At 41.7% G+C, this 15,186-nt stretch carries 11 protein-coding genes and 1 tRNA gene; 5 read left to right on the top strand and 7 right to left on the bottom strand.

The annotated features are described in order from the left end of the window. The first annotated feature begins 195 nt into the window (after positions 1–195). Together B9Y69_RS15125 and B9Y69_RS15120 are read left to right on the top strand one after the other, a co-directional pair. Positions 196–266 (top strand) — tRNA-Cys (locus B9Y69_RS15125). A 28-nt stretch (positions 267–294) separates the two neighbouring features. Continuing rightward, on the top strand, positions 295–474 hold the full coding sequence (locus B9Y69_RS15120; RefSeq protein WP_085473817.1) for a spore protein: 180 nt from the start codon (positions 295–297) through the stop codon (positions 472–474). A gap of 54 nt (positions 475–528) precedes the next feature. Here B9Y69_RS15120 and B9Y69_RS15115 read toward each other — a convergent pair whose 3' ends face one another. After that, complete coding sequence (locus tag B9Y69_RS15115; protein ID WP_085473816.1) at positions 529–1,281, bottom strand: copper homeostasis protein CutC; 753 nt, start codon at positions 1,279–1,281, stop codon at positions 529–531. Positions 1,282–1,438: 157 nt separating this feature from the next. Between B9Y69_RS15115 and B9Y69_RS15110 the strand changes: the two genes are divergently transcribed. Continuing rightward, complete coding sequence (locus B9Y69_RS15110; protein WP_085473815.1) at positions 1,439–1,840, top strand: hypothetical protein; 402 nt, start codon at positions 1,439–1,441, stop codon at positions 1,838–1,840. Positions 1,841–1,917: 77 nt separating this feature from the next. Here B9Y69_RS15110 and B9Y69_RS15105 read toward each other — a convergent pair whose 3' ends face one another. Further along, positions 1,918–2,790 (bottom strand): energy transducer TonB, encoded by an 873-nt coding sequence (locus B9Y69_RS15105; protein WP_085473814.1) that lies wholly within the window; start codon positions 2,788–2,790, stop codon positions 1,918–1,920. Between the two features lie 127 nt (positions 2,791–2,917). After that, positions 2,918–3,919: a tRNA (adenosine(37)-N6)-threonylcarbamoyltransferase complex transferase subunit TsaD gene (gene tsaD, locus B9Y69_RS15100; protein WP_085473813.1), complete on the bottom strand. Its 1,002-nt coding sequence runs from the start codon at positions 3,917–3,919 to the stop codon at positions 2,918–2,920. On the opposite strand from tsaD, the gene B9Y69_RS15095 reads away from it, so the two are divergent. Continuing rightward, complete coding sequence (locus tag B9Y69_RS15095) at positions 3,913–8,367, top strand: translocation/assembly module TamB domain-containing protein (protein ID WP_449448551.1); 4,455 nt, start codon at positions 3,913–3,915, stop codon at positions 8,365–8,367. The two genes, tsaD and B9Y69_RS15095, sit on opposite strands and share 7 nt — an antisense overlap. Here B9Y69_RS15095 and B9Y69_RS15090 read toward each other — a convergent pair. The 3 genes from B9Y69_RS15090 to B9Y69_RS19380 all read right to left on the bottom strand — a co-directional run bounded on the left by B9Y69_RS15090 (position 8,359) and on the right by B9Y69_RS19380 (position 11,680). Further along, a complete protein-coding gene (locus B9Y69_RS15090) occupies positions 8,359–8,643 on the bottom strand; it encodes a hypothetical protein (protein WP_085473811.1) in 285 nt (94 codons plus the stop codon). The two genes, B9Y69_RS15095 and B9Y69_RS15090, sit on opposite strands and share 9 nt — an antisense overlap. Positions 8,644–8,767: 124 nt before the next feature. Next, a complete protein-coding gene (locus tag B9Y69_RS15085) occupies positions 8,768–10,984 on the bottom strand; it encodes a Tex family protein (RefSeq protein ID WP_085473810.1) in 2,217 nt (738 codons plus the stop codon). A 189-nt stretch (positions 10,985–11,173) separates the two neighbouring features. Further along, positions 11,174–11,680, bottom strand: coding sequence for a Sec-independent protein translocase subunit TatA/TatB (locus B9Y69_RS19380; protein ID WP_085473809.1), 507 nt, complete (start codon positions 11,678–11,680; stop codon positions 11,174–11,176). A gap of 277 nt (positions 11,681–11,957) precedes the next feature. Between B9Y69_RS19380 and B9Y69_RS15075 the strand changes: the two genes are divergently transcribed. After that, positions 11,958–13,313 carry an MATE family efflux transporter gene (locus B9Y69_RS15075; protein WP_085473808.1) on the top strand — a complete coding sequence of 452 codons (1,356 nt, stop codon included), beginning with the start codon at positions 11,958–11,960 and terminating at the stop codon, positions 13,311–13,313. 436 nt (positions 13,314–13,749) lie between these two features. On the opposite strand, the gene B9Y69_RS15070 is transcribed toward B9Y69_RS15075, so the two are convergent. Further along, positions 13,750–15,138 (bottom strand): dihydrolipoamide acetyltransferase family protein, encoded by a 1,389-nt coding sequence (locus tag B9Y69_RS15070; RefSeq protein ID WP_085473807.1) that lies wholly within the window; start codon positions 15,136–15,138, stop codon positions 13,750–13,752. Positions 15,139–15,186: the final 48 nt, after the last annotated feature.

The following is a 15,186-nucleotide window of genomic DNA, read 5'->3' as shown; positions in this document are numbered from 1 at the left end:
TTAACGTATGTGAAATTAGGACAACTATTTAAATACAAGTGGTTTAAAACCGTCAAAAAGCAATATTTACACAGAAAAATAATATATGATTTACCTGGCTTTTGTTGAAAAGAAATGAAATGAAAATCTTTTTCCAATAAGCGTTGTATATGTCAAAAGTAAATTTTATTTTTGCATTCCCTCGAACGGGAAAAGGGTCGGATGGCCGAGTGGCTAGGCTGAGGTCTGCAAAACCTCCTACAGCGGTTCGAATCCGCTTCCGACCTCGTTTTTTTGACAATAAAAAAGATTACAATGGGAGTTACACGTTTAAAAAGAAAAGATAGAAGAAATAAAACTGTTTCACGTGTGGAAGTACAGTTTTTGAAATTAGGCCGTAATATTGAGCTTGGTTCGAAGAGCCAAATGCCTAAAGACAGCCAAATCACTAAAAATGATGCAATCTTAAACAAATTAGCTGCTGACGCTAAATAATTGTTTAAAACAGATAAAAAAAAAGAGATGGTGAAAACCATCTCTTTTTTTGCTTTATATTGTTTGGAGTAATGAAGCAAGCACCTTGACCTTTTCCCTATCGGTGGTCCATGTATCCTCATTCATCCCTATTAAAGGTGCATTATCGTAGGTCATTCGAGAAGCCACTACAGTCTTTGCTGAACTATGGATCGATGTAGCGCCTGTGGTCGCAAGTATATCAACAATATTGCTTTCCTGCACGCCGGAACCGGGCATAATCTCAATCCGTCCGTTAGCTTTCGCTATCAGATGGTGAAGCAGCTCTTTCCCTTCTTCAGCAGTTACCTGAAGACCAGATGTCAGAATACGATCAAACCCCAATGCTATAATCGTTTCTAAACTTTCAAACGGATCCCGACAGCGATCAAACGCACGATGGAACACTGTTGTCATCGGTTTTGCTAAAGCGACGAGCTCTGCACAACGGTCTGCATCTACCGAACCATCTGGATTTAATATCCCAATCACGACACCATCACAACCCGCTTCTTTGCAGAAAGCAATATCCGTCTTGATTTCTACAAACTCATCCTCCGAATACACGAAATCGCCTCCACGTGGACGAATCAAAACATGTACACCAATATGCAACAAACTACGTGTATGCATAATTTGTCCGTAGGAAGGCGTCGTTCCTCCATTTTCTAAATTTTGACATAGTTCGACTCTACTCGCTCCTCCCAATTGCGCCTGCAATGCAGAATACGAAGAGTTCGAACATATTTCAAGTTTATATCCGTTTATATGATTTTCTTTTCCCGTCATACTCAAAGGTGCTAATTTATACGATCGATCTCAAAATAATGATAAAAATTTCTCGTTACTCGATAACAACAAGCACAAAATCAACATTTTACAAAACATTTCTCAGTCATTATCGTTATTAATTTTGCGAGTAAACTATTCAGCAAATTTTTAGGTTATGACTATTATTTCTAAGGAGACAGAAATACAGGGTAAGCTGTCTTCTATATTTGATGAGTTAATAAGCAAAAAAGAATCTATCCGTAAAGAGTTGATCGAAACTCGATTAACCTATAAGCGGGTCTGTGACAAGCATATCCTTTCTGGATTCAGCTCCGAATACGAATGGCTGGAAGCCACTAACAATCATCAAAATAAATTTGTTGAATATGATATCCATTGCTACCTCATTGAAATTTTATCTGATTATCGGAATATTGAGGGAGACTTCCCAGAATATTCCGATATGACCACAACAATAGAAAGTGTAATGTTCAAGTTTGCCAGCGAAGAGCGTTATGAAATTTCAGCTATTATTCAAATGTGGCTAAATAAACTGTTAGTAGTAGGGCGTTCCTAGTAGTTGATAGTTTGTAGTTCATTGTTGATAGTTCGTAGTTCATTGTTGATAGTTGGGATTTCGTAGTTGGTCGTATTTTATATGGTACTCAATGTAATCGGCAGCGTATAGCTCACACGTACAGGTCGACCGTTCTGAATGCCAGGGCTCCATTTTGCAGCCTTTTTTAACAAGCGGATAGCTTCTTCTCCTGTACCAAAACCTAGATCGCGTACCACTTTAATATCTGTCAAAGAGCCATCAGTCTCCACAACAAAGGAGATAACCACGCTTCCTTTTATGCCTTGTTCCAAGGCCGCATCTGGATACCTGTATCCCGCCCCTACCCACTTGACAAATTCCGCCATACCACCACGTGGGTTAGGCATGATCTCTACCGAAGTAAAAGGAATTGTACTTTCACTGGCCCTTCCACCGACCTCTTTTCCATCGAGATTACCTGTGATTCCTCCCATCTCTTTCTTCGGACCAAACTCCCCCTGTGCCACATAGCTACCGCCAGCCACTTTTTTCAACGTGATACGAGCGGACATCTTCGTTTTCAATTCATCCTGAGAAGCAACATCCTCCGTTACTTTACTATAATGCGTCACCTTCGGCTCAACGTAACGAATCAAATCTTGTGCTGGAGGATCTTGAGCAATCTTTTGAATCGGAGCCTCTACAGCGGGTAATGGCTCTTCCTTAGCAGGTGGATCTGGCACAACGATCTCTTCTATGGTTGGTAATTCATATTCTACCACTCTCATTTCTGTCGATTTTGGGAGGCGGTCGTATCCAACTTTCCAAACGACTAGGAGTGCCACCACACATAACACCGTCAAAAGCGCCTTGTTTGTCGCAACCGAAGAATAACGTCGTAAATCGTATGCGCCATAGCTTTGATTACGGGAAGAAAACACAACCGCTAACCACTCTTTTTCATAGATATTTAATTTGTTGTTCCACATAACGAAAAGATTAAAGGGTTTATACTCGTTTCTATGAGGATGATGGAATGTTAAGAATTCCATAAACAAAAAAAACATCGATGTTTCCACCGATGTCCTTATCTTTTTATACCTGCAACATCCAGCATTACACATGCATCCGCGCCAATGGAGATATATCTTGACCGACAAAATCCGATTTCAAAAATTTCTGATACCCCGCTATTGCAATCATAGCAGCATTATCCGTACAATACTCAAACTTCGGGATAAAGACATTCCATTTATACTTTTCGCCCATAGCTACCAAACCGCTGCGGAGTCCAGAATTAGCAGAAACACCTCCTGCAATCGCAATATCTTTGACTCCAGTTTGTTTCGCCGCTTTCTTTAGTTTATTGAGCAAAATCGTCACAATACGTTGCTGTACAGAGGCACATACATCTGCCATATTTTCGGCCAGAAAATTAGGATTTTCCTTTTCTTGCGCCTGTACCATATAAAGAATGGCTGTCTTCAACCCAGAGAAACTAAAATTGAGATCCGCAATCTGCGGTTCCGGCAATGCAAAAGCCAATGGATTGCCCTCTTTCGCATACTTATCGATAAGCGGCCCACCGGGATACGGTAGATTCAATATTTTCGCCGTCTTATCAAACGCCTCTCCGGCAGCATCATCCAGTGTTTGACCAAGCAGTTCCATATCAAAATAATCTTTGACCAATACAATCTGCGTATGTCCCCCTGACACCGTCAAACATAGAAACGGAAAAGCCGGTTTAGGGTCCTCGATAAAATGCGCTAATATATGCGCTTGCATATGATTCACCTCAATCAAGGGAATATTTTGCGCAAGGGCGAAAGACTTCGCAAAGGACGTCCCTACCAAAAGCGAACCTAAAAGTCCTGGTCCACGCGTAAAAGCTACTGCATCTATATCATTTTTGTTTATTTTTGCCTGTTGTATCGCTTGATCGACGGTTGGTATTATATTTTGTTGGTGTGCACGCGAGGCAAGCTCCGGAACAACCCCACCATAATTTGCGTGAATTGCTTGACCCGCAATAATATTTGACTTAATTTCACCGTCTATACATATAGAAGCGGAAGTTTCATCGCAGGATGATTCAATCCCCAGTATAACTGCCATTTTTAGAGAGTTTAATAGAATACAAAAATATCAAAAAAATACTAAATATAACGCTGCTGTCCCTTTTAGGTATCCTAGTACTACTAGTCGCCTTAACCGTGTCGTTACATTTTTCAGCAGTACAACAATACGCCTCCAAGAAAGTAGCTAAATACCTCAGTAAAGAATTAAAAACCACAGTTACAGTCGATGGTGTTTACTTCAGTCCCTTCAATACCCTCGAGCTCAAAAATATTAGCGTAGATGACCGACAAGGCAAGAAGATGATTGCCGTTAAATCGATACGCGCCAATCTATCCTTCGTGAAATTTTTTGATAACAAAATCTCCGTTATCGCATTACACCTGGACGATGGATTTGTAAACTATGAGATTTATAAAGACAGTACTAATTTCAGCTTTCTCGTTGATTACTTCAATCCACCTAAGAAAGACAAAGGCGAGAAACCTGCGGGTCTTCAATTGGACCTCCACAAACTTAAACTGCAACATAGTTATTTTAAGCTGACCAATCACCAATACAAACATCATAATCGTGGTGTCGACTTCAGTGACTTAGAACTTACCGATATCAATGGCGCATTTGAAGATATCAACATAACAAAAAAAGAGATCCGTGCACAGGTACATCAATTAACCTTTAAGGAAAAATCTGGTCTTCACCTCAAAAACCTAACCGCTCAATCTGTGGTTTCTAATAAACATATGTTGTTTACGAACCTTCTCTTGCAGACCAACAGATCACAACTATCGCATCATGTAGGGCTCTACTACAATCAATTCTCGGATTTTGAAGATTTTATAGAAAAAGTACGAGTCGAGGGTCGATTAAAAAATAGCACGGTAGACTCACGTGATATCGAGTTTTTTGCCCCAGACATGAAGTTTGTGCAGTTTGCGACCCAAATACAAGAAGCCACATTAGATGGTACTGTGGAACATATCCGTGCAAAAAACGTACACCTAAAAACAGGAAAAGCAACAAGTTTACAGGCAAACTTTACAATCGATGGATTGCCCTATATCGAGAAGACAATATTCAATCTCGATGTGGCGAATCTAAGCACAAACAGCAAGGATGTGGAAACACTTGTCCCTCAATTAGGGAATCTACCTCATTTTATGCTACCTGAGCACTTAGATGCCTTTGGTCAGGTACAGTATAGTGGTAAACTATCTGGCTATTACCACAACTTTCATGCAGATGGACTTGCACAAACAGAACTTGGACACATTAGAACGGTGAGTGATATCCGCATAAAACCTACGTTACAGTTCGCCGGCAATGCACAAAGTCCGTCCTTTGAGCTGGGTAAATTTATTAAAACAACAGAAATAGGCAGTAGCGGTCTGGATGTCAAATTTGACGGTCGAATTACGGATTCAAAAGACGTGCAACTCGAGCTTTCGGGACGCGCCAATTCTTTCTTTTTCAAAAACTACCCTTATACACAGATCGATTTTGAGGGTGCACTCTTAGCCAACAAACTAACGGCAGTTGGTCACGTGGAAGACACACATGCCCAATTAGCTTTCGATGGTACAGTAGATTGGTCAACAACAGAAACCTTGTACAACTTCTCTTCGACCATCGACCACCTATCGCTAAAGCAAACCCATCTGCTGTCAAAAGATAGCATCACTATTCGTCAAACCGATGTCAATGCAGAACTGCAAGGAAATACCTTGAACAACCTGACAGGCTTTGTAAAGGCTGACCAAATTTCCCTGAGTTCCACTAGAGGAGATTTCACCATCGGAAAGTTCCAGTTCGAGTCCTCCGGGAACGAGCAATCCAAACTTCTTCGTATTGATTCGGATGTACTTAATATGGTGATGGCCGGACAAATAGACTTAAACTCGATTGGTGCTTACTTCACCTCGCTAGCTATGCGCTATGCACCAGCGATTAATATTGACACCAAACCCTATAACCCGCAGAACTTTGACCTCAATGTAAAAATAAAGTCGTTTGACCCCATCTCCGCATTATTTGACCCCGACCTAAAGCTCGATAACGGAGCAACGCTTTATGCGAGCTTCTCTTCACAAAACTATCTCGCACGGTTCGAGGCTTTTAGTCCGATCCTGACCTACAAAGGAATAACTGTTACCAATCTAAAACTTGATGAGGACGCAGATAATAAAACATTTGATCTAAATTTAGATGCCGACAGGATAAGTTTTTCTGATTCTGTTTATGTCGATAATATAAGAATCAAAAATACACTAGCGAACGATAGCCTTCACTTTAATATTCTACTATCCGAAGAGAGTCGTCCTAATCATTTACTGCTAAACGGTAATATCCATTTTGCCTATAACAAACCGGCCTATATTCGTTTTGATCAATCTAAGATCGTATTGAATAACGAGCATTGGGATATTAGTAAAGAGGCTGATCTACGTGTATCGAAGGGTAAATTTTACCTAAACAACTTACTGTTCAAACGTGACCGGCAAGAAGTATTAATCAATGGGGTATTGTCGGACGATGAGACGGACAACCTCATCCTTGCTTTCAAGGAATTTAATCTTGCTTCTTTTTCGGGGATTACAAGCCCAATGGGAATAAATTTACAAGGCCATTTAAATGGTGATGTTAAATTAAATTCCGTCTTTAAGCGACCTAATTTTTCCACACATATTACAACAACACCGATTACCTATAACAATCTACCTCTCGGTATTCTCGCTATCCATGCAGACTATGAGCCGCAAACGGGATTGGTAAAGCTAATTTCTACCTTACAGAATATTGATGGTCGAGGTGTGGAACTATCCGGTTATTACGACGTACGATCCAAGACCGATGCGCTACAGCTCCGAGGTAAAATAAAAGAAACAGATTTACTCGTTGTGCAACCCTTTCTAAAAACGCTCGTATCTAACCTTTATGGTAAAGTGAGCGGCGATATTGCTATCACAGGAACATTGAATCATCCTGTCATCAGTGGTTCTGCACAGATAATTGATGCTTCGTTTATGGTAAATTACCTACAAACGAAGTATAATATGGCCAATCAAAATGCCTTTATCGATAATAATATTATCCACTTAAATAACCTTCGTTTTACAGATTCAAAAGGCATGGCAGCCATAGGCAGTGGAACAGTAGACTTAAACACCTTGGCTGACCCGACACTAAATATTAATGTTGTAGCAAGTAATCTACAAATACTGAACACCACAAGAAAAGATAATGAGCTTTTCTTTGGGACAGCTTTTGCCAGTGGTAAGTTTGGATTTAAGGGACCTACTTCAGCTATCAATATAGCGATCGATGCAACTTCAAACCCTAATACCGCCATCACAATTCCTTTTAACAGCTCCTTGAAAGTGAGTGAAAATGACTTTATCTATTTCACCAGTACAGACTCCACGAAAAATAAAGAGGCTGCGCAACGGAAGCTTTTCAAAGGGTTAACCATGAATATGGATTTGAACATTACACCGGATGCGGAAATAAACTTGGAAAACAATGTTGGTTCCCTCAAAGGATCAGGCCGAGGTAATCTATCGTTACGAATTTCTAATCTGGGGGATTTTGAGATGTTTGGAGATTATCACATTCTATCGGGTAAGTTTCACTTTACTGCGCAAGATTTTTTCAACAAGTATTTTGACTTGAAAGAAGGCGGGACTATACGTTGGGCTGGAAATCCTTCCGAAGCGGTGGTCAACCTTGCGGCAAGCTACCAGCAACGTACCTCGGTAGGTCCGCTATACAATGCTGCAGGGCGTACTGAAAATAACGATCGTGTATTGGCACAAGCGGATATGATGTTGAAGGGAACACTTTCTCAGCCGGAAATATCGTTTGGTTTAACCTTTCCTCAGGATCCGTATATCAAGGATGAGTTACAGAGTTACTTCTTAGATGGGAATAACATCAACCAGCAAGCGATCAGTTTGATTGTCAGGCGAAGCTTCACACCTGCTTCGACGCAGGAGTTTGGTAAGGAAGTGAATAACACCTTAATTTCGGCCGGAACGGAGATTGCTTTCAATCAGTTGAACAGTATTATTTCGCAGTCGCTCAATATGAACTTCTTCGATCTGAATATCCGATCCTTCAATGATGCTTCAGCGTCCCTACGCTTCTTCGATGATCGTTTGACACTTACAGGAGGCGTAAGTGATCGCAGTAAAAACACCTTGATGACGGACTTGACGCCGTTCTCCGATCAAGTAGCAACTGACGCGGAGGTGACGTTTAAGTTACGGAAAGATGGAAGTCTGATCCTACGTGCTTACAACCGATTAAATACACGTAATTTCCTTTTTACACCGTATAGTGATTATATCAGTGCTGCCGGTGTGGTATACAGACAGGAGTTTAATAGTTTATCGGAGTTCTGGCGGAAGATGTGGATCTGGAATGACAAGCGGGATAAGAAGGATATTCTCCCCGTTGATTCAACAGCGACGCAAGGTCCCTTAAAGTAGTTGTTTGACCAACGCTGTCCACTCGTCTTTTAACGATCCTTTAAAGACGGGCTGTTTAGCCCGATCGTACCAATAACCTGCATTCCATTGATCGCCCTCTACCCGGTGTAAATAGGCGTGCACATGTGCCGACTGTGGGTCACTGAGCTGATCAACTAAATCGTGTGCTTGTTGCCAATCTCCCTTACCATCGTACCAAAGTGCCCGTAACTGAACGGATAGCCCCTCCGGCGGTGTGGCGTTTTTTAATGTGTCGGTAAATTCGGTTATTGTCATGGTTGAATATAGATATAAAAGGTAAAAGGGCGAAAAATTTTTCGCCCTTTTACCTTTTATATCCTTTATTTTGGAACAGTCAGTAAAAACAAATTCTTGTATTCGACATGATCCTCCATCCGTCCTACTTAAACTTGCTTGCTAATGCAGCAAGTTTAGAAGCCATATCAGACTCCTCTTGACGCGGTTTCGCTTTACCTTTCGCTACTGGTCTTGGTGCTTCAGTCTTCATCGTCAAACCAATTCTATTTCTACGCTCATCAATCTCTGTAACCGTCACCATTACTTTTTGCTGCACTTTAACCACTTCATTCGGATCTGCCACAAAACGGTTCGCTAATTGGCTTAAATGCACTAAACCATCTTGGTGTACGCCAATATCAACAAAAGCACCAAAGTTCGTGATATTCGTAACAATCCCTGGAAGACGCATACCTATTCTTAAGTCCGAAATCTTATTCACGCCGTCCGTAAAAGAGAATTCCTCAAACTGCTCACGTGGGTCACGCCCTGGTTTCGAAAGCTCTGCAAGAATATCATTTAACGTCGGAAGCCCCACTTCTTCTGTTACATATTTCTTCAGGTCAATCTGTTTACGCAAGGTATCATCCGTTAACAAATCCGTTACTTTCGCATTTAAATCCTTCGCCATTTGCTCTACCAGCGAATATCTTTCCGGGTGAACGGCTGAACCATCCAGCGGGTGCTCGGCATTGCGGATCCGTAAAAACCCAGCAGCCTGTTCAAATGCCTTATCTCCTAAACGCGGTACCTTTTTCAATTCCTTACGTGATTTAAAAGGCCCATTAGCTCCTCTGTAATTTACGATCTGTTGCGCCAAAGAAGGACCGAGCCCTGATACATACGCCAAAATCTGCTTTGAGGCAGTATTCAATTCCACACCCACCGCATTTACACAAGAAATAACCGTATCATCAAGCGCTGTTTGTAACTTCTGTTGGTCCACATCATGCTGGTACTGACCTACCCCAATAGATTTAGGATCGATTTTCACTAACTCCGCTAACGGATCCATCAATCGACGCCCAATAGAAACAGCGCCCCGAACGGTAACATCATAATCAGGAAACTCTTCACGCGCAACATCCGATGCCGAGTAAATGGAAGCTCCCGATTCGTTCACCATTACTAATGTTACCCCTTGCAATCCAAGTTTACGTACAAATTCTTCCGTTTCCCGTCCTGCGGTACCATTTCCAACCGCAATAGCTTCTACATCATATTTCTTTACCAAGTGTTCAATGGTCTTGGCCGCTTCTGCAAGACCACCAGCACCATTATGCGGAAAGATTGCGGTATTCTCCAATAACGTACCTTGTGCATCCAATACCACCGTCTTACACCCCGTACGGAAACCCGGGTCAATTGCTAACAAACGCTTCTGCCCTAAAGGCGCCGCAAGCAGCAACTGACGTACATTGTCCGCAAACACACGAATAGCTTCTTCATCCGCTTTTTGTCTGGTTACCACACGAACTTCAGTCTCCATCGAAGGCTTAAGTAAACGCTTATAGCTATCTTGAATCGCCAATTGTACTTGATTGGCTGCTTCGTTGTTACCTTTAAGGTGTAATTTTTCGATGACTGGAACTACCGCTTGTTCATCCACTTGGATATCCAAATACAACATCTCCTCCTTCTCTCCGCGACGCATCGCGAGCACCCGGTGTGAGGGAGCATCTTTCAACACCTCAGACCATTCATAGTAGTCTTTATATTTAATAGCTTGGTCTTCTTTACCTGCCACAACCCGTGAAACAAACTGACCTTGATCTAAAAAGATCTTACGGGCACGCGTACGTACCTCGGCATCTTCTGCAATTTGTTCTGCAATGATGTCCCGAGCACCAGCAAGCGCCTCCTCGATGGTAGATACGCCTTTTTCTTCACTGATAAAACCTTCTGCCTGTTGAGAAACATCGATACGTTCCTGCTCTAACAATAGATCAGCTAGTGGTTGTAACCCTTTCTCTCTGGCCATGGAAGCGCGAGTTTTGCGCTTTGGTTTGTATGGCAAGTAAATATCCTCTAAAAGCGCCATGGTTTCAGCACCTAAAACTTGAGCTTCTAACGCTGGTGTTAATTTTCCTTGTTCACCAATTGATTTCAGAACCGCCTCTTTACGTTTATCTAGATCTCGCAGCTGCTGTACGCGATCTCGAATCGCCGTAATCTGCACTTCATCTAAACTACCTGTCATCTCTTTACGATACCGCGAGATAAAAGGAACAGTAGCACCTTCATCTAACAATCCAAGTGTGGTGAGCACTTGTTTTCCTGTTATCCCTAACTCATTCGAAATAATAATTTCGTATCCCATACGATTTAAAGTAAAAAAAGAGTTGCCTTCAAAAAACTTAAAAACTCGTCACTGCGGCAAGGTTCGATATAGCCATCTCCTTCGGTTTATCGCCTCTAAAGATTCCTACACCCCAATCCCTCGGGTTCGCAATGACGAGTATTAAGACTTATAATTCAGCCTCTCTTCGCTATATTAAAAAAAATAATTTTATACGTTTTTTGTTTGATCACCTTCGGAAGAAGCTTTCGCTGTTTCCGTTTCTTTATTTTCGTCTTCTATTTTGTCTGAAGCGAAGTGATCTTGGTAACCATAGGTGTAATGTTCATCACCAGGTTGCTGACCTGGGTTATGCTGCACAGCATGATCTGGTGTACTAAATTGAGGGAAAGCCTTTTTCTCTTCTGTTCCCTCATCAGCTGTTCCTTCTGTTGCCTCCCCCTCTTTTTGCTCATTGATTTCTTGCGCAATTGTAGCTGATTTATTTTGCTGTGAAGCCGGTTTATCTTCAACCGTTACATCCAAATCCTTTTCGAAATTATTAATCTGATCAGATATTTCTCTTTTAATACCCTCTGAAGCATCTTTAAACTCCCGAATACCTTTACCTAAACCCCTAGCCAATTCAGGAAGCTTCTTTCCTCCAAACAATAACAAGATAATGATTACAATAAAAATCATTTCCTGCGTACCAATATTTAAGAATCCTAAAGTCATTTTTCTTCTCTTTTTATCAAAAATTATGCGACTAAGGTAAGTGTAAATTTATTATTCATCAACGTTTAGTTGTAAATATTTAGTAACATTTCCTATGTGCTTCGATTCGCTTTTAAACGATTATACCGAATACCGCTATAATATTTCGTATTTATATTTTAGTTATCTATGGATATTTCAATAAAACATCCAAAAGTAAAAGAATTGGCAATTCGTCCTCGAGACACGCTTCGTGGAGATTCCGTTAAAACTAAATACGTACTTTTGCGGATTCATTATGCAGAATACATACTACAAACAAAACAAGCATTTCTATTGGAGTGCTTTTGCATTGGCTGGGCCTGTCATTATTTCGCAACTTGGGCAAACCTTGGTCCAGACGGCTGACACAGTCATTGTCGGGAAATTTGCAGGAACCATCCCATTGGCAGCAGTTTCTCTAGTACACTCGGTTTTTATTGTGGTGATGGTCATCGGTATTGGAGTTGCCTATGGTCTTACCCCGTTGATTGCACGGGCGAATGGTAAAGGAGATAAAGAGAAGTGCGGGCGTTTACTTTCCAATAGTTTGTGGTTAAATATTATCACGGCTATTGTTTTATTTTTTGTCGTTGATTTCGGTTCTATGTATGCCGTAGACCATCTAGACCAAGACCCTCGGGTCGTAGAGACAGCCAAGCCGTATCTCTTCATCCTCATGTTGTCGATCGTTCCTTTAATGGTTTTTAATACTTTCAAGCAATTTGCCGAGGGGTTAGGATTCACCAAACAAGCGATGAACATCACAATCTGGGGAAATGTCTTGAATATTATCCTTGCTATTATTTTTGTGAAGGGTTTCTTTGGGATAGAGCCAATGGGGATCGTTGGTGTTGGATATGCAACATTAATAGATCGCGTGTTAATGATGATTGCTATGTCAGCCTATGTCTTAAAGTCGCATCGTTTTAAAGGCTATACAGCATACTTCAAAATATTCCATATAGAGTGGGAAACGGTGAAAGGTATCTTTAAAATCGGTGCTCCAGTAGCCATGCAGTATGTTTTTGAGGTTGGAGCATTTGCTGCAGCATCGTTGATTGCTGGAAAAATTGGGGCCGTCGAGCAAGCGAGTCACCAAGTTGCCATCACTTTAGCAGCGATGACCTATATGATGGCTAGTGGAATTGCCTCGGCAGCAACGATTAAAACTGGACACAGCTATGGTCGAGAAAATATGTTACGTGTACAGAAGTTTGCAACAGTATCGTATCATCTCGTTCTTATTTTCATGATCTTTTGTGCTTTGATTTTTGCCGTATTCAATCAGTACCTACCGATGCTTATCAGTGATGACAAGGCGGTTATTGCGATATCGGCTCAACTTTTATTAATCGCGGGGTTATTCCAATTATTTGATGGAACACAGGTGGTTGGATTAGGTGTATTGCGAGGTATGGGCGATGTAAATGTACCCACACTAATCACATTCGTTGCTTACTGGGTTATTGGTATACCGACCGCCTATGTGATGGGAATCACATGGAATATGGGGGTTCAGGGAGTATGGTATGGCCTAACACTGGGTTTGTTGACCTCATCCATTTTATTATTCTTCCGTTATAAAACAATGATTGGCAGGTTGACTAAGTAGGTTAAGTGTGAAGTGGGAGGACATGAGCTAAAAGCTTGCCTGCCGTAGATATGCTCGCGCTAGCATAAAGCCAATAGTGTTTTTCATATGGCCTCTATGCCGGCCGGGCATCTTACTTTTGAAGACAAAAGTAATCAAAATCTTGTCGCTAGGAATTTTTGCAGGGCAGGCCTGTGCAAAGGCAAGTCTCTACAGGTCGCAATAATTCATCAGGCGACTTTTGTAGCTTAAGGGAAGCTAGAAGCTGAATAGTAGTTACCGACCTCTTCCTAATTGCGCAATTCCCACCTTATCGTCATCGTAAGTTTGTAGGATATTAGTTGGAAAGTAGTTTGAAGAATATTTTTTTGTTGCGAACCTGAGACAACCGCAGATAGGCTCACAATAGCATTGAAAAACAAACAGGGCATTTTCTAGAAAATGCCCTGTTTGTTTTTTATATATCTCGATTTATATCCCAGTCTTCCAGGTAATCGGCAACCCGTTTTAAAAACGTTCCTCCGAGTGCGCCATCGATAACACGGTGGTCATACGACATGGAAATATACATCATGTGGCGAATTGCAATCACATCACCATGCTCCGTTTCAAGTACAGCAGGACGTTTCTTAATGGTTCCCACGGCTATGATTGCCGCCTGCGGCTGGTTAATAATCGGTACCCCCATAATATTACCAAAAGCACCGATATTGGTAAACGTAAACGTAGCTCCCTGGATATCATCCGGCTTTAATTGATTCGCACGTGCACGCGTTGCTAAGTCATTAACAGACTTACTAAGTCCGACCAGGCTCAGTTGATCCGCATTTTTAATTACGGGAACGATAAGGTTACCCGTCGGCAAAGCTGCTGCCATACCAATATTGATATTCTTCCGTTTAATGATATGATGACCATCCACCGAAACATTGACCATAGGGAAGTCTTTCAATGCTTTACTAACTGCCTCAATAAAAATCGGTGTAAAAGTAATATTCTCGCCTTCTCGCTTCTTGTAACTATCCTTTACTTTATTACGCCAATTCACAATATTCGTTACATCGGCCTCTACAAATGATGCGACATGGGGTGAAGTCTTCACACTTTGCACCATATGGTCAGCAATCAGGCGACGCATGCGATCCATCTCTATAATCTCATCACCACCGCTCACTACAGGTTTCACCGTTTCCGCTGCGGGCTGTGCTATTCTTTGCGCTACACTGTTGTCAACAGGAGACTGTACTACAGGCTTATCCGCTTTCACTATCCCTTGACTTTGAGCGCGTTGCTGAATATAGTTTAGAATATCCTGCTTCGTTACACGTCCGTCAGCACCAGTGCCCGATACACCGTCTAGTTCCGCTTGACTCAATCCCTCCTCTTGCGCAATATTTTTCACCAAAGGTGAATAGAAACGATTTGTAGAATGTATGGTTGTCGGTGTCGAAACATCTTCCTTAAGCAACTCCGTGCCAGGAATAACCAACTCTTCCGTTACAGTTTCATCAGCCCCCTCTTCGACAAATGTAGACTGCGCCACAGGAACTTCTTCTTTTGCAACAGCAGGTACGTTCGCAGCGGTTTCCTCAGAAGAGTCCATCCCGTCTACTTCGATGTGTGCAATAATATCGCCAACCTGAGCGACTTCATTTTCTGCAAAAATTTTCTTGACAAGCCTTCCACCTACAGGCGACGGCACATCAGAATCCACCTTATCTGTCGCTACTTCAATGACAGACTCATCCTCTTCAATCACATCTCCCACCTCTTTCAACCAGCGTGTGATCGTTGCTTCAGAAACACTCTCTCCCATCTTCGGAAGTAGCAGTTTGTATATACCCATATTTCTTAAGTTCGTTGAATGAATTACTAAGTTAAAAATTAATCCGAC

The sequence above is a fragment of the Sphingobacterium psychroaquaticum genome, assembly GCF_900177625.1.
GTDB classification, from domain to species: domain Bacteria; phylum Bacteroidota; class Bacteroidia; order Sphingobacteriales; family Sphingobacteriaceae; genus Sphingobacterium; species Sphingobacterium psychroaquaticum.
The sequence above is the reverse complement of the archived record's forward strand: the minus strand, read 5'-3'. Positions and strand labels throughout refer to the sequence as shown.

Bases quoted from the DNA above. Each gene is read 5' to 3' on its own strand.
- B9Y69_RS15120 (WP_085473817.1), top strand. From the start codon at position 295: ATGGGAGTTACACGTTTAAAAAGAAAAGATAGAAGAAATAAAACTGTT.
- B9Y69_RS15115 (WP_085473816.1), bottom strand. From the start codon at position 1,281: ATGACGGGAAAAGAAAATCATATAAACGGATATAAACTTGAAATATGT.
- B9Y69_RS15110 (WP_085473815.1), top strand. From the start codon at position 1,439: ATGACTATTATTTCTAAGGAGACAGAAATACAGGGTAAGCTGTCTTCT.
- B9Y69_RS15105 (WP_085473814.1), bottom strand. From the start codon at position 2,790: ATGTGGAACAACAAATTAAATATCTATGAAAAAGAGTGGTTAGCGGTT.
- tsaD (WP_085473813.1), bottom strand. From the start codon at position 3,919: ATGGCAGTTATACTGGGGATTGAATCATCCTGCGATGAAACTTCCGCT.
- B9Y69_RS15090 (WP_085473811.1), bottom strand. From the start codon at position 8,643: ATGACAATAACCGAATTTACCGACACATTAAAAAACGCCACACCGCCG.
- B9Y69_RS15085 (WP_085473810.1), bottom strand. From the start codon at position 10,984: ATGGGATACGAAATTATTATTTCGAATGAGTTAGGGATAACAGGAAAA.
- B9Y69_RS19380 (WP_085473809.1), bottom strand. From the start codon at position 11,680: ATGACTTTAGGATTCTTAAATATTGGTACGCAGGAAATGATTTTTATT.
- B9Y69_RS15075 (WP_085473808.1), top strand. From the start codon at position 11,958: ATGCAGAATACATACTACAAACAAAACAAGCATTTCTATTGGAGTGCT.
- B9Y69_RS15070 (WP_085473807.1), bottom strand. From the start codon at position 15,138: ATGGGTATATACAAACTGCTACTTCCGAAGATGGGAGAGAGTGTTTCT.